The organism is Methylomonas sp. LWB, from assembly GCF_001856095.1.
Taxonomy (GTDB): domain Bacteria; phylum Pseudomonadota; class Gammaproteobacteria; order Methylococcales; family Methylomonadaceae; genus Methylomonas; species Methylomonas koyamae_A.
Genome location: NZ_MKMC01000100.1, coordinates 1 through 16,756, shown reverse-complemented (window position 1 = coordinate 16,756; position 16,756 = coordinate 1). Strand labels below are relative to the sequence as shown.

Sequence of the window (16,756 nt, the reverse complement as noted above, 5' to 3'; positions counted from 1 at the left end):
ATGAGAATCGAGACCCAGGCCGTCCATGCCGGTTACACGCCGGACCCCACCACCAAGGCGGTCGCCGTGCCAATTTACCAAACCGTCGCCTATGCCTTCGATAGCGCCCAGCACGGCGCGGATTTGTTCGACCTGAAAGTGCAAGGTAATATCTACACCCGCATCATGAATCCGACCCAAGACGTGTTGGAACAGCGGGTGGCGGCGATGGAGGGCGGCTTGGCGGCGCTGGCGCTGGCTTCCGGCCAGGCGGCCACCACTTATGCCATCCAAACCATCGCCGAAGCCGGCGATAACATCGTCTCGGCCTCGACTTTGTACGGCGGTACCTACAATTTGTTTGCCCATACTTTTCCGCAACTGGGCATAGAAGTGCGCTTTGCCGATCCGCGTCAGCCGGGCAGTTTCGCGCCGTTGATCGATAGCCGCACCAAGGCTATTTTTTGCGAATCCATCGGCAACCCGCTGGGTAATGTCACCGATTTCGCGGCCTTGGCCGAGGTCGCCCACGCCCACGGCATTCCGCTGATCGTCGACAACACCGTGCCGTCGCCGTATTTGTGCCGGCCGATCGAGCACGGCGCCGACATCGTCGTGCACTCCTTGACCAAATACATGGGCGGCCACGGCAACTCGGTGGCCGGCATCATCGTCGATTCCGGCCAATTTCCGTGGGCTGAACACAAGGCCCGCTTCAAGCGTCTGAACGAGCCGGATGTCAGCTATCACGGCGTGGTCTACACCGAAGCGCTAGGCGCCGCAGCCTACATCGGTCGAGCCAGGGTCGTGCCCTTGCGCAACATGGGCGCGTCGATCGCGCCGATGAATGCGTTCCTGGTATTGCAAGGCATCGAAACGCTGCCGTTGCGGATGGACCGCATCTGCGAGAATGCCTGGGAAATCGCCAAACTGCTGCAAGACCATCCGAAAGTGGCTTGGGTCAATTACGCCGGCCTGCCGGAACATCCCGACCACGCCTTGGTGCAAAAATACATGGGCGGCAGGGCCTCGGGCATTTTGAGTTTCGGTTTGAAACAAGGCGGCCGCGAGGCAGGCGCGCGGGTACTGGACGCCTTCAAATTGTTCACCCGGCTGGTGAACATCGGCGACGCCAAATCGCTGGCCACTCACCCGGCGTCGACCACCCATCGCCAGTTGAATCCGGAAGAACTGGCCAAGGCCGGAGTCAGCGAGGAGATGCTGCGGTTGTCGATCGGTATCGAGCACATCGACGATCTGGTCGAAGATTTGGAGCAAGCGTTGGATGCGGTTTGAGGGCGGTTGCTATCTAGTTACCGTGGGGTAGCTCTTAGCGTTAGCCGGAGTACAAACCTAGGTTTGTACTCCACCGATTCCTCTTTGACTTTCGTCTTCCGCGATCATGCCAGCCAATATGCCTCAACCCATCCCGGTCCTGATCCTCACCGGCTTTCTCGGTAGCGGCAAAACCACCTTGCTGAACCGGCTGCTGGCGGACGGCATCAAAACGGCGGTGATCATCAACGAATTCGGCGGTACGCCGGTTGATCAGGATTTGTTGGAAAACCAAAGCATCCCAATGACGGTACTGTCCGGCGGCTGTTTGTGCTGCCAGATCAAGGGTGCGTTGGCGCCAACTTTGAAAAATTTGCGCATGGCCTGGGACGGTGCGACGGTCAAGCCTTTCGCGCGAGTCATCATCGAAACCAGCGGCATCGCCAGCCCCGAGCCGATTCTGGACACCTTGTTGCGCGAACCGTGGCTGAGCAAACGCTACCGGCTCCGGCAGGTGATCGCGACCTTGGCGATTCCATCGGCCGTCGAGCATTTGCAACGCCATGCCGAAGCCAAAGCCCAGGCGGTCTGGGCCGACACCTTGCTGCTGACCCATGCCGATCTGGCCGAGCCGGCGCAGCTCCGTAGTCTCGAAGCGTACCTGCAAACCCTGGCACCGGCCACGCCGATCCTGACCAGGACATTGGCACAACTTGATACCGGCGACTTGCTGAATGCGCCGTTGCCTCTGTTTCGGCGCCTGCCCGCAAACGCCGATCCGATCGAACATGCATTCCAAAGCGTATCGTTGTACTTCGAACAAACGCCCGACTGGCCGCGATTGCAAAGCGCATTACAGCGACTCATCGTCCAACTCGGTCCGGCGCTGCCGAGAATCAAGGGCGTCGTTTATCCGCCCGATTTCAATGGGCCGATCGCGATCCAGGCCGCTTCCGGTCGGCTTTACCCGGCAACGCCGCTACCGCCCCGCGCCAACGACGATAGACGCGGCCGTTTGATTTTCATTGGCGCCGGTCCGGCGGATGCGCTGGCCGAGACGCTCGGCGCGCTGTTCGCCGATTGCGACCCGCCACCGACGCTTCGGCGGCATTCCAACTGAGCGAGCGGCACCCAGCGTGCTACAATCGCAGCCTTTCCCACAAGCAATTCAAGGAATTTATCATGTCCTATCGCAAACTGGCGGCGCTGGCGCTGTTGACTCTTTCTTTCGGTGCCGGCGCGGCGGAACAGCCATTGACCCAAGCCGAGTTGCTCGGCACCTGGCAGATCGATAAGGAATCCTTGAACGCCGACGGCAGCGGCGCCCGCGGCCTGAACACCACCTGGACGTTCAAAAACGACGGCACCCTGGAAGGCATTACCCAGGACTCCGACTCTCATGCCCGAATCGACCAGTTGAAGGCGATACTGAATTATTCGGTGGAAAACGGCAAACTCAACAAACAAGCCGCACCGGGCCGCTCTAAAATGGAAACCTGTATCGCCGTCGAGAAGGACGGTGCGAAAATGGTCTTGAAATGTCAGTCCATCTACTTTTTCATGACCAAGAAATAAGTACCGCACGGCGCTCGATCCCGCTTCAACGCATGGAACGGGATCGTAACAACCATTCCGGGCACGGCCTAACGCCGTTAACCTATACCGTTCGCCAATCGGCTCGGCTTGGACAATCTCTCGGCGGCGACGCCAAGAGGTCGCGTCAATATGCCGGCAAAATTACTGTAAAACCGCGAATGAACATCAACGATGGTGCGTTCGTCGCGAGGCTACCGAGCGATTTGTCAAAGTGCGGTTATTCACCGATTACCCGGCGGAACGTTTCACGCGACCGCGCGACAAACCAACGAATCCGAAAACCGCCGAACCGAACAACCATGCAGCCGCCGGTAGCGGTATCGGCGATGCGTTGACGGTGAAACCTTTCAGATAAACATCAAACGTGGTGTAGGCGGTGTGCATGTTCGACATCGCCAGTTGAAATTCCCCGGGAATTTCCACTGCGGAGGAAACCGGAGCGTTGTTGATCCTGGGGGTCCGTCCTGTGACGTCGCCGGCACTGTCCTGGATGTATAACTGAGAATAAACCGTGGTGTAATCCAGGAAACCCGACCAAGATACCGAATCGACGCCAAAACTGTCGACTAACTTCCCGGTATAAAGATCCGTCAGTTCCAATCCCCTGTTTGGACCACCAAAGCCGTTCCATACCCCTCCCATGCTAAACGATATTGCCCAGCCGCCCGGTATGATTTGCGTCACCGACGTGCCGCCACCTAGCGGCGCAAACCAAATATCGTTGCTGGATACGACCGGCGTTCCGCTCGATACGTCGATGTAGACGTTTGTCGCTGACGCCGGCAACGGCGAAAGCAGCGATAAGCAGAATCCCGCTTTTACAATGGTCAACGAAGTCTTTTTTTCCATTTTCTGTCCTTGGTGTTGAAGCTAACTCAGGAACATCGAAATGTTAATGTCTTCCCGGCAATTCGACGGCAATTCAGCCCGAATACCGGCAGCGATCAACACGATTTGGCATAAAGCCAACGACAGACTAGCGCGTCCGATACGCGACGTCAGTACGTTGGAGCGCTTAGACACGGAAACACTAAGGGGCTTGCTGGTGATCGCGACAACACCTCGCCGAACGGCGTGGCGGATGATTACCGCCTTCAGGCGCGGCTTAAGGTCGCCAAAAAACGGTCCAATTGATTGGCGAATGCTTGAATATCTCGCGGATGCAAGGGCGCTGGACCGCCGGTGTCGATACCGCTGGCGCGCAGACTGTCCATCATCGAGCGGATTTGCAATCTTTCGCCGATGTTTTCGTTGGAATAGCGCTCGCCGCGCGGATCGATGGCGTGACCGCCCTTGGCGACGACTTCGGCAGCCAACGGAATATCGGCGGTTATCACCAGATCGCCAGGTTCCAGCCGTTTGATGATTTCGTTATCCGCCACGTCGAAGCCGCTGCGGACGCGCAGCATTTTGATGTAGCGCGACGGTGGAACCGGTATCGGTTGGTTGGCCACCAAGGTCGTCCCTAATCGGCAACGCTCGGCCGCTCTAAATAAGATATCCTTGACCGGCTTCGGACAGGCGTCCGCGTCAACCCAAATATGCATAGTGGCTTTAGTATTAATGGATGGCTAAACGATAAAATCCAGTCCGAGCGTGGACTTTCGCGCCAACGTGGATTCAAATCCGACGAGGCTTGGGCGAGAGGATAGCGCTCGCATTGACCTAACAGTGTCCAGGAATCGAATCCCCTCACGGTAAGCCGACCGGGGCGCTGGTCGTTTGAAACGCGCCTTGCCGGTAAAGCTGATCGTAAAGATGGTCGGCTATCCGCTCGAATAGGGTCTGCTCGTTGTGCGCGGCAAACGGCAATGCCAGCCACAAAAACAATTCCATGTACACCTTATTCGCTTCTTCGACCTTTGCGGCGTATGACTTACCGGATTTCGCATCGATCAACGTAAAGCGAATATCGTAATGTTGGGTAACCGTATAAGGGATTATAAACAACGTCAGTCCGCTGACGATTTGCATAGCGATACTAGACTCGCCGTGCTGGCTGCCGGACAAGGTCAATTGATAATCGGCTCTGCCGGTAAATTCGCTTGGCCCCACCGCTTCGTGATCGCGGATATACGCTTTGTCCAGCCAGGCATTCAGCACGTTCTGGTTGATCAACACGCCAGCTAGATGATCAGTCACCAGACCACCGCCATCCATCGTAAACGCGAAGTCGCCGACCGTATGTTCTATCATCGGCCTCATCGCGTTAGCCTGTGGCGTGATCGGCCCCAGTTTGCTGCCTTCGGTGACATAGGCGCATCCGGTCAAGCCGGCAATAAACAGGGCCGCGTAAAATCGGCCAAGCAAGGTCAGGAACGGAATTTTCATGTGGAATTTTTCGTAGCCGGCGGCGTTTCGAAATGGCCGTCAATTGGACAGGCGGTTAAGCGGTCGCAGTATAGGAGCAAGAGGTTGCCGCGTCCAACATTGAACGGTTTAGGGTTGCCTTGTCGTGGCTAACGAATCGGAATAAAAGCGGGATTTCGAATCCGGAACCCCTCCCGCCAGAGCGGGAAACGGGATTCGAGGCAACGGACGATAGAAATACGGGGTTTACATCAACACCGCGTGAGCCTAAAGAACCGAGCCCACGCTTTTCAAACGGGTGCGTTAGAAGGAATCAAGCACCCATGACCAATGTAAAATTATTGGTCACCACCCAACTGTAAAAGGCATCGGCCCAAACCAAGGTGGCCGTACCCCAACGCCCTTTGATCGAGTGACGGTCGAAGAAGATAAAAGCAATCACCAGAAGTATCGCCACTTTCAGCGATGTAATGGCCAGTCCCAAACCCACCAAGCCGGCGAAGTAATTTAAAATGGGATTGACCTCGTCGACATCGGTAAAGCTCAAGCCGAGATAAGTAATCACGCCATCGGCGATGTGCAATAAGCCAAACAAAACCAGCATCGCCGCGTTTAATTTATGTCGCGTCGGTATTCGCCAGATACTCAACGCCCTAAAAAAATCCAGCCCATTCACTTTAACCGTTGCGCGGCCCTTTCGAATTTTCATGTGATACTCCTTACGCGAATTGGCGCCCAACCCGATGATGAAAGACATGGACTTTCACCGCCAGCGCCTTGAGTTGTGTAACTGAAACCATAACGGCCCGATAGCATCACTTAGGTTAGATTGCTGAAAATTGAAGCCGCGCCGAACATCGATGTAGAAATTACGAATTGGCCCGACAGAAAACCGAGCATACCGATAATAAACAATAAACCGGTAGTAATTTCTTTGTAGAGGCTGTTTGAAGCATTCATATTTACATCCCGGACTGAATTCAGTCGCAGAGTTAGTGAAGACGGCTTCACTATAACTCTCAGGTATTAATTTACAATACCATGCTGAATACATTGTTTATTTCCAATTGAGAAATAAAGTTTCGGCAATCCCTACCGCCTTTCAGTCCGTCTCACATAAGAGATGGCTAATATGATAGGGCTTTTTGGGGCCGCGCGGCGAGTTATTCCGCGAAACCGGGGCTTGGTCGCGGTTTAATATGGCAAGGCATTGATTTTGCTGAAAAGCCGTTCGCCACACTGACGTCAATAACCGCGCGTCGGGACGCCGTCAGGGGTGGCTGGCCCGCAGCGATTGGCCACATCAACCGGGCTCCGGCTTCGCTCGATGGCGTGGACGCCTACCCCAATCAGGAACGACCAGAACCTTTCCGAATTCAGGCACGCTGGGAAACATTTGAAAACCCATCGGCGCGATAGCCGATGGGACGAGGTTCGAGAAGAGTTAACGAACGGGTAAACCCATCCGCGATTAAGCCGCAACCGAGTTCGAGCGGGGAGAGCGTCGATTTCCCCATCCGACCAAGCCAAGCAACACCGACCCCATCAACCAAGCGGCGCCGGGCAATGGAACGGCGGCGACTTTAAAGTTCAACGAAAACGTGTCCATGGTTCTGCTTTCACGCAACCAAACCGTGTAGCTGCCCACCCCTAAGGTGGCGGGCAATTGGGTGCCGGTAAAGGCCCCGGTAGCGATCAGACTTGGAAACACATCTTCCCCGACATTCGTGGGAATAACGCCGTTGATCGGGGTTGTTCCGACCGGAGCGCCCAGCAGCGCGTAGCCATCGACAGCGGACGGGTCGACAACGCTGGGCGTGATCGTCGTACCTTGCTTCAAGCCGAAAAACGCCACGCCGGTAGCGGTGGGGTTGCCGCCAATCTGGCTAAACGTGAAAGCCTGTAATTGAATAGAAGTCAGTCGATAGCCAGCTCCGATGTCGAACCTAAAAAAACGCGAATCCGCGCCGGCGCTAGGGTCCAATTTCACGTCGACCACGTTGTCGCCCGCGGAAAAACTGAGCGGAGTAGGATTGGAACCGTCGGTCGACAAATCCAACACCGCGGCACCGACCGCGTTCGATAAACTCGCCAACAGCAACACACCTGCTCTTAAAACATTCTGGTTCATAAAAACTCCCGGTTGATAGGTTTTCCTAGAGGTTTCGCCGAACAACGCAAACGGACCTGGGGCACATTTTTTCGACTCAGGAACACTACTAGAAATTATTCGGGAGATCAAGCGTGGTTCCGACGCCTGTTTGGAGGCGGGCTTGATGCCGCACGCTTGTCGATGAAGTCGGGAAACGAAGCATCCAAAAACCGGTAATCTGGCGTATGGGTCCGGCGATGACCTTGGCTTGGATTGCCTTATTGCTTGCCGACGCCGGAGAGTTCGCGAATATCGGTCTGCAGATCGAGCATGCTTTTCTGGCTCACTTGAATCCAGCCGCGGCGCGGACGGTCCAAATCGACGATGATAAATACCAAAATTACGATCAGTCCGACCAAAATGTGGGTAACGAACGAAGGACGATGTCCGGCGAGCCCGGTGGCATAGCCGACTACCGCTCCGGTCATGATGAACGTGATGTAGAGCAGGATCAGCACGAACTCAGGTACATGCCGCGCAAGTTCGGCGTCGCGTTTACCGTAATTGTCGATCAATTCGTTCAAGGTTTGCACGAACAAGCCGCTGGTCACCGGCCTTGGGTCGAGTTCCACCGCACGCCGCGCATAGTCCCACAACGCCGAGTGCAGCCTGCCGGTTTCGGCGGCCATCTCGCTTAGGGTTTGATGAGCGGTCAGATCGATTTCCCCGGCCTTCACCCGCAGATCGACATACTCGTGCAACAACTTACCGACTTCGTCCCGCACGCCGGCCGGCAGCATCCGCGAACGCAAGTAGGTCGTGCCTATCGCATTAGCTTCGTCGACCACCGCCTCGCTGCGGCTATCGTAACGCTGTAACGACAACGAAAATGTAAATCCCAGCAACAGCGCTAATATCCCCAGCAACGACGCCGAGGTTGCATTGACGTGTTGCTTGAAATCCTCGCCGGTGACATGTTCGGAGCGAGAGCCCAGTCGATAACCGCTTTCTATGGCCAAAAGCATGGAAACCAATAGCACCCCGGCTATCAGTACGCTGTCAATGTCGTACATAAATTCGGTCATCGCGAAATGGTGGGTAGAGATTAATGGATACCAACGTTAACAAAAGCTGTGAAAGAGTCCTTCGGTCGCCTCGAAAGCCGCTGGGTCGGAGCATCGTCAGGTAACGAACGCCCGATATTTTAGTTCGACGGCGGAACGGACGTTCGATCCCAGTGCGACTAAAGCCGTCATTCCCGTCACCGACCGAGCCGGAAAAACGCGCGAATCCCAATCAACGTTGGCCAAGGTCGGAATTATCGCCAATAAACACCCAATATGCCGACGACAGGATCGCCGGCGTCCAGCGTCGGGCACTGCACGCCCAAGCCGACCCGCCAATTCCGGTACAGCGGATACGACAATCGGAAAGTCGTACCGCCCAAGGCGTTGAATCCGGACCAATAATCGGCGTCAAACCTCAGTTCTCCCGATACCGGCAATTCGACATTCAGATGCAAACCCGCGCTATCGTGATTGGCGAGCGCCGCGTTGGCGTAATAAAGGCCGGTGTCGATATCGACATCCCAACCCGGTAGATGGCGTTGATATTCCAGATAGGCAAGATTCATGAAAGCGTTGCCGGACGCGGCAATGCCCAAGCCGTTCTGCATCCCCGCGATCACTTGTGCATTTTCAGCCGTCCAATGTTTTTCCAAATTCACCAAAATATCCGGCTGGAACGATGCCGCCGGGGAAGCCGTCGAGGCAAATTGCGCGTTCAACACACTGAGGCCCGCATCCCAACCCGGCGCCAGCCCGATATTCGCGGAAAGATTGGCGACAGCCGCATTATGGAAAATATTGGTTTCGTGTTCAATATCGACGGCATCGGGTTCGGTCGCATCAATATCCGGCAAATTGCGGGCAGCTTTTCTCCCCGAGGTCGCACCGCTATCCTTCGCCGCCGCGTTCGTGCCGAGCGCAAACGCCACGAACAACCAAACCGCGAATGGCCGCCTCAAGCGAGGGAAGTCCTGTTTGGTGACTGGTTTGACTTTCATCGCGCCAATATCGACCGATCAGTCAGGCTGAACTTTGAAAAAAGGAGAGTCGATCATCGGGACAGCATAGTCGATTTACGTGCGGCGCATGCGGTCGTAGAACAGCCGACGGCTGGCCTATCAGACGAGCTATCCCCGGCAGGCGGCGACCAAGCCGATCATACGTCCGCGTTCCACTAGCCGTTTAACATTCGCCGCCCGGCCTCGAGCAAAGCCATACCTTATTCGATCGGTGTAACTCGGCATATCGCCTAACAATTCGACGGCAGGCGGTAGAAACCCCGCCATAAAATCCGCCTCCGTTTGGAACGGTCGAATTCGCCCGCCATGAACGACATCGTTACCGGCGAGCAGAAATAGTAACTTCGGTATTTGTTGATTTGATTGAAAGTTGGAATTTGGTAACCCGTCAAATCCATTGAACGCTCCGCTGGATTTGAACCGGCATAAAACATCTTTCTGATTGCAGGGCTGTGCTTATTCTGCAAATTCTTTTTTCCATTGACACTTCTCGGTTGACAGGTAATCGTTCGAGAAACACGATTCGAGTCGTTCGCGGCAGAGCGCTTTGAGCTTTGACTCATAATCGGATGTGCGAAGATACTTGAATCGACCGTTCGGCTCTCGGGTGAAAATATCAAAAGGCCCCGTTCGATTTCCCCAAATGCTCAATTCCGATAAAGCGATGTCAAGTCGCGCGTCGCCATTGAAGTCGGCGACGCAACGAAACAAGGTGGTATCGTGCTTACCGTTGATGAAGTAATCGGAGCCACGGGGGTATAGATCCAACACAAACGCTTTCAATGGATCATCCGTTTCGATTGCCGTAGCCGCAATCGCCGAATTCAAGGCGGCAGCGATTGCAAACAGAACGTAGATGGCACGCATTTTATGGCCTGAGCTGCAAGCGATGTAGGGTACGCATCGCGTACCTTCTTGGGAGTTTGATTCATCGGAAACCTTGAATAGGGTATGCGGTGCATAACCTGCGCGGCTCATTTTCTAATTCCAGGATGATTTCTTTCGTATCTGTACGAAGACAAAAAATATGATCACGAATCCAATGCATGCCTACAACACCATCCATACACATGTCGTCGTATTCATCATCGATAATTTCTTCGGAGTAGGAGCGGATACCGGTAAAAATTACTTTGGTGTGCGGCTTTAAGCTATTTGGGTTCGGTACACATTCAAGGACCAGTGTTCTGTTACCAATATCGTAGACCAAGCTGCTGATATATGGTGAACAACTTGCTAGATACCTATTTGTAAGATCTTCCATGCCGAACTGTCTCTAAAGCGCATAACGTAAAGCTCAGCCGACGAAAACCGCATCACGGTTTTTGGTCGGGTGAAGCGCCTGGTTAGGTTTTTTCGATAACATTCCACTCGATGTCATCATGGAACGAATCGATGATAAGAGTTACTTTAGCTTCATTCATTCGTTTCTCGATTTCTGGACCTTTCGTCTTGAAAGTATTGAAAGGCTGATATTTCTTGTTGGCTGGAAAAATGGCTTGCCAATTACCAAGATAAAGCCACTTTTCGAACTGTCCGTAATTGTATGGGGGACGAACTAATGTTATGAATTTGCCAGCTTTTCATGGGGAGTTCCCTCTCCCAATTCCTCTTCATAGAAGAACATCAGGGATACGTTCCGATCTGACAAGCACTTAATCAATGCCTGTTTTTCTGAATCCTTTGTTAATACCCTAGCCTTCACACACAAAAACCTTGTTATATTTTATATCGTTAGAAAGGGGTAAAAGTAATTCCTGAATCTTTCGATAAAAAGAGGTTGTATATTTTGGTTCCCCCAAGAGCGAGCCATTCGTCTTCAGTCCCTCCCTTCCATATTTTGTCACCTGGAATATCGAATCTCCATACCCAGCCTTCAGGATTACTTGCAAATGCTTTAGCAATCTTAAGGTTGTCAGTCATCCCGACATACGCACTATTGCCACAAGGTGGATTTGTAAGATCTGTTTTACTGCTAGATTGACTATGCTGCTTTCGGGCAAATTCGTCCGCCGAAGCTAGAGATTTCATAGAGAGATTAATTATTGACATGTCTGCATAGCTTTCGAGTAATACGGGTTTTTTATAGATAATTTTACCCACGTTTACCAATGATTCACTTGGCAAACTAGACGCAACTGAAGCTTGGTCATCCTCCTGTTGCCACTCTCGCATCAACTTGGAAATCAAATACCCCGCTTTAATCCCGTCAAGATCGAATTTTCCGGCGCAACCTCCGCGATACATCTGATACATTTTATTTCCACCTCGAACTCCAGTAGGCATGGCTATCCCCTTATAAGGTTATTAGTACTACTAAGATTTTTATAAAAACAGTTTATCAACGCTTTCTCAAAATTTCATAAACCGGAGAAAAAATATAACGCCATGCTCAGCGGCAGCAAAAAGCAGAGCGACGCTTTTTGATGTCCGTTGAAGCTATTTGTTAGCATTTCTTCGTTTCAGGCAGATTGCAAGCTTCTTTGCTTGGGAAGGGGGCAAATATTCTTTAAATTCGCTTAAATTATCCGCCGCCTCTGAATACCTCTTTGCCTTGAATGCCTTATCAGCCTTCTCAATAGCTCTTTTCATTGCCCACTCTCGTTCATCTTCCTCCCATGCCTTTGTATTTTCTTCTTTACATTTTTCTTCAAGATCTCTTAATAACTGAAATGGGCTCCAGTCATTATTGAGAAAACGTGTTCCAAATCTTTTCAAGCACAGTGCTTGAAACCGAATATCTCCTATTTGTCCGCGTCCATAGCCTTGCCGATTCGCCTCCCAAAATCCATCAGGCACCAAGTGATGGAAAGGCACGGAAATCCCTTTTTTATTTCTTATATCTATGCCTGCGGAAAAACCGTACGAATATCCAGCAACAACGATGCGCCAGCCATCTTTTTCGAAATTAACTTCATACAAATTAGAATATTCTTCTCTAGTCGGCCCAATTTCAATAAATCCAAATTCCTTCTGTAGGAATCCGAACTCATCCCTACAGGCCGCTTTGAATTCATCGAGTGTTGGCGCAGTGGCTTGTTCCATTTTGATGCTAACGTGAAGTTGAGGGGCGTGCCTCCGATAGGCGGAGCGTCCCTTCGAACGCAAGGTTAGCCATCGGACTTTCCCTCGCGTAATGTGCTATCTGCTGCTCTTCGTTTTATCCGCAGCGTAGTAAGTAAAAACTGAAGTGCCACTACCACAACTAAAAGCGCACCCATCAGCGGAAAGAGCTTGCCAACAATTAAAGTAACCGGTGAGCTAGACACTGTGTCGAAAAACTTACTTCCGATAAGGGATGTTGCAAGCGCGGTAGTTACACCAAGAAGAGTTGTTACAACAGCCATTACTCGCTCCCTACTTTCCTCAGTTCGAAGCGAAACTTCGCGTTTTCGTTCTCCGAGGCTGGCGATTGATTCCAAAATATCTTTCCCTTGTTCTCTACGCTCTGGCTGCAATAACCTTTCAATCTCAGCAAATTTTTCTGCCATTTCGGAATTCAATTCATCCAACCGAATTGGCTCGCGATGTTCCCGAATTTCCAGAATCAGCTGTTCAATTTTCTCTGAATACTCAGACTTTTGAGGAATATCCAGATGACGGCTATGTGGAAGACTTCGCCTCTCGATTGGCTGCCGCATTGTTAACTCCTCACTGTAAAATGGTATAAGAACCTTTGCTTGCCAGAAGGAAGCGTTGGTTGATGCCAACACAGCATAAAAAACCACCTGCCAAAACATTGCGATTGATGGAAAAATAAAGCGCGTCGGGCGGTTTCCCCCCACCGCTGCCGGGTGGGCGATTTTACGACCCTATTTGTCACCGATATTGTTTATTTCTTCGCGCGCTAAACCTGTAACCTTATTGCCACATAACGCTAAAATCACCGGCCCGCGTTAGCGGGTCAGGTGAGTTTTTTAGTTATGCTTTGCTAATCGGGTGAATAATGTTTTTGAATACATCACGACCTTTTGGTGTAAGTTCATATACTTTACCTCTGCGTCCTTTGGTTTCAACTGCGAATTTTTGTATAACTAGCCAATCCAAAGCTCTATTGATTACTTTAAGTGGTAGATTCGTGTCATTAACTATATCGCCAAAATATATAAAATCATTTTCTGCGGTTCCAATTGCCTTAATAACTAGGTCAGTATCAGGGTCAGTTCCATATGCTTCTATTTTGAACCCTCTGGATTGCTCTTGGTCTTCCTTATACCTTAATTCTTTCTTGTGTGATATGAAAGCCAATAAGAAAAACGCTACCGCTAAGATTGTACAAAGGATTCCAAAATAATTGAATTTAAGGCTAAACGCTGCGCCTCCAACAACAGAGCAAATACTAGCGATTATCGTATATTTTGTACTCATGAATTTTGGCTTGTTTTTTGCGCTGGTCTAATAGTATCTGTGCTCATATACTTTTTTATATCAATCGTTATTGTTCCTATGTTTGTGTGAAGCATAACGCCTGGTTAAATGTCTGACCACTCAACATTAGATACCCCGTCTATTGAGCCCACTAACCTGAACAACAGATTCTTGTAATGCTGCTCATTGTCTGTGCTTGGCTTTAAAAACAGTTTCTTGAAGAAGCCGACCTTGTTCTCAAACCAAACCTGCCATAGTGGCGGATTACTCTGCTCTTCGTTCTTGCCTAGATATATCTCGCCCTTGCCTGTACCCCGAGTTACGGGAATTACAAACATGAATTCGTCGTTTATAGGAACACCCGCCACCTCACCAGCTCTACATAATTCTTGATGAAGCCAGTTAGCGAAATCTTGATTCGACTCGAATTTGGCAGTTTTGAAATATAGATACTTGCTCATAAGCTCACAGGAAAACATTTAACGACTGGTTAAATGCCTTGATGACATTTCCAAACAATAATTTTGATTCAAGCAAAGAAACACGAATGACGCTGAAAATCATGGCTTAACCTGGAGGGAAAAACCTTGTCTGGTTGAACGCATGTTAACCTGCAAGGTTTTTCCCTCCAGGTAATAACATATTTTCATGATTTCTTCAGCCATTATTTGCTATTTCTTTACGATAAATTAATTGCTTTCCAAGCCTTTCGAGATTGGCCCCGCATTTAACGTGCAGCTAAGGGGCGCGCCGAAGGCGCGTCCCAGCGACCGGAGGGAGCGAACTTGAGCGCAGGGTTAGAGCTCTCACAGACTGTCTTTGGAAATAAGCATCAGGCATAGCAACCACCCCGGAACAAAGAAACCCAGATGAGCAAGTGCGGCGAGAAAGGCTAGCTTTCTATTGCCACGCGATTTGAAAACAAGCGCGCCGTGCCAAATAACTACCACTGGAAAAATGATGATAGCAGGCCAGATAGCCCAGTTGTCTCCATAAGCGCTGAAAGGGTAAACCCCTGCAGTCCAGACAACAAGAACGACCGAAAAAAGGGCTGGAGCGAATAGCTGTCGAAGCGGCACGGTAATCGTCAGAGTTTCATCAAGCATAAGCTCTAATCGGGATAGGAAGAAGCCTCGCCGCTCCTCCCTCCCACACCACCGGGCATACGGATCACGTACACGGCGGTTCGATGATTCATGCCTGCCGCTCCGCCAAGGCGGGCAGCCCCATTTGTGCAAATGCCCTCGCCGGCAAAGCCAGCGATAACGCAGGGGTCTTCGATAAACGCCACGGACCATGCGCACTTTTGCTGGTGTTCCAAGCTTCTCGCTCGGAGACACCGCGTTTGCGCAGTTCCCGATAGCCGGCTCGACCCCATTGTTTCCAGAGATAGCAGCGTAGCTTCCGTCGTATCCATTTGTCGATGTCGCGCAGAGGGCTCATCACTTCGGTAATGCCGAAGTAAGCTTTCCAACCAAGCAGGGCTTTTCTTAACTCTGCGATAATCTGTTCCAAACGGCGGCCTCGAGTACGACGGGTCAGTTCGCGAATACGGTCTTTGAGTTTGTCCATAGCCTGATCGGCCACTTTCAGATTGCTCCCGTTGCGACTGACGGTGAAACCCAAAAACTTTCGGTTATAGGGGCGATCCACCGCGCTTTTGAGCGGATTGACTGTGAGCTTCAGCCTGTCACTCAACCAGCGCGTTACGCTTGCCATGATTCGCTCCCCCGCTCGTTTGCTTTTGACGACAATGTTGCAGTCGTCGGTATAGCGGGCAAAACGGTGGCCGCGCCGGTCCAGTTCCCAGTCCAATTCATTCAGTACGATATTGGCTAACAACGGTGATAACGGTCCTCCCTGTGGAACCCCCATCGTGCTGGGCAGAAGGGTTTCCCCTATTTGGATGCCTGTCTTCAGGTAGCGATTGATCAAGCGGAGTAACGATGGATCATCGACTTGGCCTTTCAGCTTGGCCATGAGCCTATCATGGTTTACTCGATCAAAGAACGCTTGCAAATCCAGGTCGACCACCCAGCGATAGCCTTGGCGAATATCCGATTGCAGCTTGCGCACCGTTTGGTGCGCGGAGCGATTCGGACGAAAACCGAAACTATCTCGGTGAAACTGGGGTTCCCATTGTGGACTAAGTACTTGGGCGATAGCCTGTTGAATGAGTCGATCCAGCACGATCGGTATCCCCAACCCACGGTGACTGCCGTCGGGCTTGGGTATTTCCACGCGTCTTACCGGTTGAGGCCGATAGCGCCCCGTTTCCAGTTGTTCGCGCATGGTCGGCCAATGCTGTTTCAGGTACTGCGGTAATTCATCGACCGTCATACCGTCGATGCCGGGCGCGCCTTTGTTCCGGCGGACTTGCTTCAGCGCGCGTTGCAGGTTGGCGCGGTCCAGCACCGCCTGCAAGTTCGCCTTGGGTTGGATGGAGTCCAACTTGCTTTGCGCTCCAATCAGGCTTTCATCCTGCGGCATAGCCACAGCCCGCTCACGCAGGGAGTCTGATGCGATAACTTGATTCATTGCAAAGCGTTGTCCTCTTTCATCGTTCAGGCCTTCGGCAGCGGCCAGCCGCCTACTATGCCATTTGCTGATAATGCCATGGATGGCATGTATGCAGACAATGCAGGAGCAATTGTCTGTCTTCTCCAAACGGTTCAACAACCGTTGCCGGTCGTCCAGCTTCATTCCAAAAGCAGTTTGGAGACCTCCCGGGGTAAGACACGTTTCTTTCGCTGCGCGAACGCCGGATTTACAAAACACATCCCGATCGTAGATGGACGACTGCAGGGATGCAGGAGGTAGGGCGACGCAGGATGCCAAAGCCGAGGGCTTCGCGGTCACGTGCCCGCTCGCCCCGGATGTATCACGCCTCATATCCAGTTCTTGTTCATCGCCCCGCAGCTTTGGGTTCGGCTTCTTCCAGACCCTGCCTCGCGACAACGCCCTTGCCGTTTCCCTAGCCTTCGGCTCTACGAAAACCTGGCTGCCGGACTTTCACCGACATAGTAACGCGCCATGCCCGGCACACACGT

The 16,756-nt window shown here is 52.0% G+C and carries 19 protein-coding genes; 3 read left to right on the top strand and 16 right to left on the bottom strand.

What is annotated here, in order from left to right; translation table 11 throughout:
- The 3 genes from BJL95_RS22775 to BJL95_RS22765 all read left to right on the top strand — a co-directional run bounded on the left by BJL95_RS22775 (position 1) and on the right by BJL95_RS22765 (position 2,829).
- Positions 1–1,275 (top strand): O-acetylhomoserine aminocarboxypropyltransferase/cysteine synthase family protein, encoded by a 1,275-nt coding sequence (locus tag BJL95_RS22775; protein ID WP_071160864.1) that lies wholly within the window; start codon positions 1–3, stop codon positions 1,273–1,275.
- Positions 1,276–1,393: 118 nt separating this feature from the next.
- Entirely contained in the window at positions 1,394–2,374 is a 981-nt protein-coding gene (locus BJL95_RS22770; protein ID WP_083386232.1) for a GTP-binding protein, read from the top strand.
- Positions 2,375–2,436: 62 nt separating this feature from the next.
- Positions 2,437–2,829 carry a hypothetical protein gene (locus BJL95_RS22765; RefSeq protein WP_071160862.1) on the top strand — a complete coding sequence of 131 codons (393 nt, stop codon included), beginning with the start codon at positions 2,437–2,439 and terminating at the stop codon, positions 2,827–2,829.
- Positions 2,830–3,078: 249 nt separating this feature from the next.
- Here the strand turns inward: BJL95_RS22765 and BJL95_RS22760 are convergent, their stop codons facing one another.
- The 16 genes from BJL95_RS22760 to ltrA form a co-directional block, all read right to left on the bottom strand.
- Positions 3,079–3,699, bottom strand: a complete 621-nt coding sequence (locus tag BJL95_RS22760; RefSeq protein WP_071160861.1) for a hypothetical protein — start codon at positions 3,697–3,699, stop codon at positions 3,079–3,081.
- A gap of 245 nt (positions 3,700–3,944) precedes the next feature.
- Positions 3,945–4,397, bottom strand: a complete 453-nt coding sequence (locus BJL95_RS22755) for a YaiI/YqxD family protein (protein WP_071160860.1) — start codon at positions 4,395–4,397, stop codon at positions 3,945–3,947.
- A gap of 145 nt (positions 4,398–4,542) precedes the next feature.
- Complete coding sequence (locus tag BJL95_RS22750) at positions 4,543–5,181, bottom strand: hypothetical protein (protein ID WP_071160859.1); 639 nt, start codon at positions 5,179–5,181, stop codon at positions 4,543–4,545.
- Between the two features lie 292 nt (positions 5,182–5,473).
- Positions 5,474–5,869, bottom strand: a complete 396-nt coding sequence (locus tag BJL95_RS22745) for a DUF5658 family protein (RefSeq protein ID WP_139306396.1) — start codon at positions 5,867–5,869, stop codon at positions 5,474–5,476.
- 762 nt (positions 5,870–6,631) lie between these two features.
- Positions 6,632–7,291 (bottom strand): hypothetical protein, encoded by a 660-nt coding sequence (locus BJL95_RS22740; RefSeq protein ID WP_139306395.1) that lies wholly within the window; start codon positions 7,289–7,291, stop codon positions 6,632–6,634.
- Between the two features lie 239 nt (positions 7,292–7,530).
- Entirely contained in the window at positions 7,531–8,337 is an 807-nt protein-coding gene (locus BJL95_RS22735) for a DUF4239 domain-containing protein (RefSeq protein WP_082885494.1), read from the bottom strand.
- Positions 8,338–8,570: 233 nt separating this feature from the next.
- Positions 8,571–9,317 carry a hypothetical protein gene (locus BJL95_RS22730; protein WP_071160857.1) on the bottom strand — a complete coding sequence of 249 codons (747 nt, stop codon included), beginning with the start codon at positions 9,315–9,317 and terminating at the stop codon, positions 8,571–8,573.
- A 477-nt stretch (positions 9,318–9,794) separates the two neighbouring features.
- Positions 9,795–10,205: a hypothetical protein gene (locus BJL95_RS22725; protein WP_071160856.1), complete on the bottom strand. Its 411-nt coding sequence runs from the start codon at positions 10,203–10,205 to the stop codon at positions 9,795–9,797.
- A gap of 61 nt (positions 10,206–10,266) precedes the next feature.
- Positions 10,267–10,602, bottom strand: a complete 336-nt coding sequence (locus tag BJL95_RS25390; protein WP_175463783.1) for a hypothetical protein — start codon at positions 10,600–10,602, stop codon at positions 10,267–10,269.
- A gap of 470 nt (positions 10,603–11,072) precedes the next feature.
- Positions 11,073–11,624 carry a hypothetical protein gene (locus BJL95_RS22715; RefSeq protein ID WP_139306393.1) on the bottom strand — a complete coding sequence of 184 codons (552 nt, stop codon included), beginning with the start codon at positions 11,622–11,624 and terminating at the stop codon, positions 11,073–11,075.
- A gap of 153 nt (positions 11,625–11,777) precedes the next feature.
- On the bottom strand, positions 11,778–12,383 hold the full coding sequence (locus BJL95_RS22710; RefSeq protein ID WP_139306392.1) for a hypothetical protein: 606 nt from the start codon (positions 12,381–12,383) through the stop codon (positions 11,778–11,780).
- A gap of 65 nt (positions 12,384–12,448) precedes the next feature.
- Complete coding sequence (locus tag BJL95_RS22705) at positions 12,449–12,979, bottom strand: hypothetical protein (protein WP_139306391.1); 531 nt, start codon at positions 12,977–12,979, stop codon at positions 12,449–12,451.
- A 280-nt stretch (positions 12,980–13,259) separates the two neighbouring features.
- The gene (locus BJL95_RS22700) at positions 13,260–13,706 is read right to left on the bottom strand and encodes a hypothetical protein (RefSeq protein WP_071160851.1); all 447 of its coding nucleotides are present in this window, start codon (positions 13,704–13,706) and stop codon (positions 13,260–13,262) included.
- Positions 13,707–13,810: 104 nt separating this feature from the next.
- A complete protein-coding gene (locus BJL95_RS22695) occupies positions 13,811–14,167 on the bottom strand; it encodes a hypothetical protein (RefSeq protein WP_139306390.1) in 357 nt (118 codons plus the stop codon).
- A 345-nt stretch (positions 14,168–14,512) separates the two neighbouring features.
- Positions 14,513–14,812: a hypothetical protein gene (locus BJL95_RS22690; protein ID WP_071160849.1), complete on the bottom strand. Its 300-nt coding sequence runs from the start codon at positions 14,810–14,812 to the stop codon at positions 14,513–14,515.
- 88 nt (positions 14,813–14,900) lie between these two features.
- On the bottom strand, positions 14,901–16,409 hold the full coding sequence (gene ltrA / locus BJL95_RS22685) for a group II intron reverse transcriptase/maturase (protein ID WP_217631727.1): 1,509 nt from the start codon (positions 16,407–16,409) through the stop codon (positions 14,901–14,903).
- Positions 16,410–16,756 lie beyond the last annotated feature (347 nt).

Coding starts and splice junctions, on each gene's coding strand:
- BJL95_RS22705 (WP_139306391.1), bottom strand. CDS start 12,979: ATGCGGCAGCCAATCGAGAGGCGAAGTCTTCCACATAGCCGTCATCTG.
- BJL95_RS22695 (WP_139306390.1), bottom strand. CDS start 14,167: ATGAGCAAGTATCTATATTTCAAAACTGCCAAATTCGAGTCGAATCAA.
- BJL95_RS22700 (WP_071160851.1), bottom strand. CDS start 13,706: ATGAGTACAAAATATACGATAATCGCTAGTATTTGCTCTGTTGTTGGA.
- BJL95_RS22765 (WP_071160862.1), top strand. CDS start 2,437: ATGTCCTATCGCAAACTGGCGGCGCTGGCGCTGTTGACTCTTTCTTTC.
- BJL95_RS22690 (WP_071160849.1), bottom strand. CDS start 14,812: ATGCTTGATGAAACTCTGACGATTACCGTGCCGCTTCGACAGCTATTC.
- BJL95_RS22740 (WP_139306395.1), bottom strand. CDS start 7,291: ATGAACCAGAATGTTTTAAGAGCAGGTGTGTTGCTGTTGGCGAGTTTA.
- BJL95_RS22715 (WP_139306393.1), bottom strand. CDS start 11,624: ATGCCTACTGGAGTTCGAGGTGGAAATAAAATGTATCAGATGTATCGC.
- BJL95_RS22755 (WP_071160860.1), bottom strand. CDS start 4,397: ATGCATATTTGGGTTGACGCGGACGCCTGTCCGAAGCCGGTCAAGGAT.
- BJL95_RS22725 (WP_071160856.1), bottom strand. CDS start 10,205: ATGCGTGCCATCTACGTTCTGTTTGCAATCGCTGCCGCCTTGAATTCG.
- BJL95_RS22760 (WP_071160861.1), bottom strand. CDS start 3,699: ATGGAAAAAAAGACTTCGTTGACCATTGTAAAAGCGGGATTCTGCTTA.
- BJL95_RS22745 (WP_139306396.1), bottom strand. CDS start 5,869: ATGAAAATTCGAAAGGGCCGCGCAACGGTTAAAGTGAATGGGCTGGAT.
- BJL95_RS22710 (WP_139306392.1), bottom strand. CDS start 12,383: ATGGAACAAGCCACTGCGCCAACACTCGATGAATTCAAAGCGGCCTGT.
- BJL95_RS25390 (WP_175463783.1), bottom strand. CDS start 10,602: ATGGAAGATCTTACAAATAGGTATCTAGCAAGTTGTTCACCATATATC.
- BJL95_RS22775 (WP_071160864.1), top strand. CDS start 1: ATGAGAATCGAGACCCAGGCCGTCCATGCCGGTTACACGCCGGACCCC.
- BJL95_RS22735 (WP_082885494.1), bottom strand. CDS start 8,337: ATGACCGAATTTATGTACGACATTGACAGCGTACTGATAGCCGGGGTG.
- ltrA (WP_217631727.1), bottom strand. CDS start 16,409: ATGAAGCTGGACGACCGGCAACGGTTGTTGAACCGTTTGGAGAAGACA.
- BJL95_RS22750 (WP_071160859.1), bottom strand. CDS start 5,181: ATGAAAATTCCGTTCCTGACCTTGCTTGGCCGATTTTACGCGGCCCTG.
- BJL95_RS22770 (WP_083386232.1), top strand. CDS start 1,394: ATGCCTCAACCCATCCCGGTCCTGATCCTCACCGGCTTTCTCGGTAGC.
- BJL95_RS22730 (WP_071160857.1), bottom strand. CDS start 9,317: ATGAAAGTCAAACCAGTCACCAAACAGGACTTCCCTCGCTTGAGGCGG.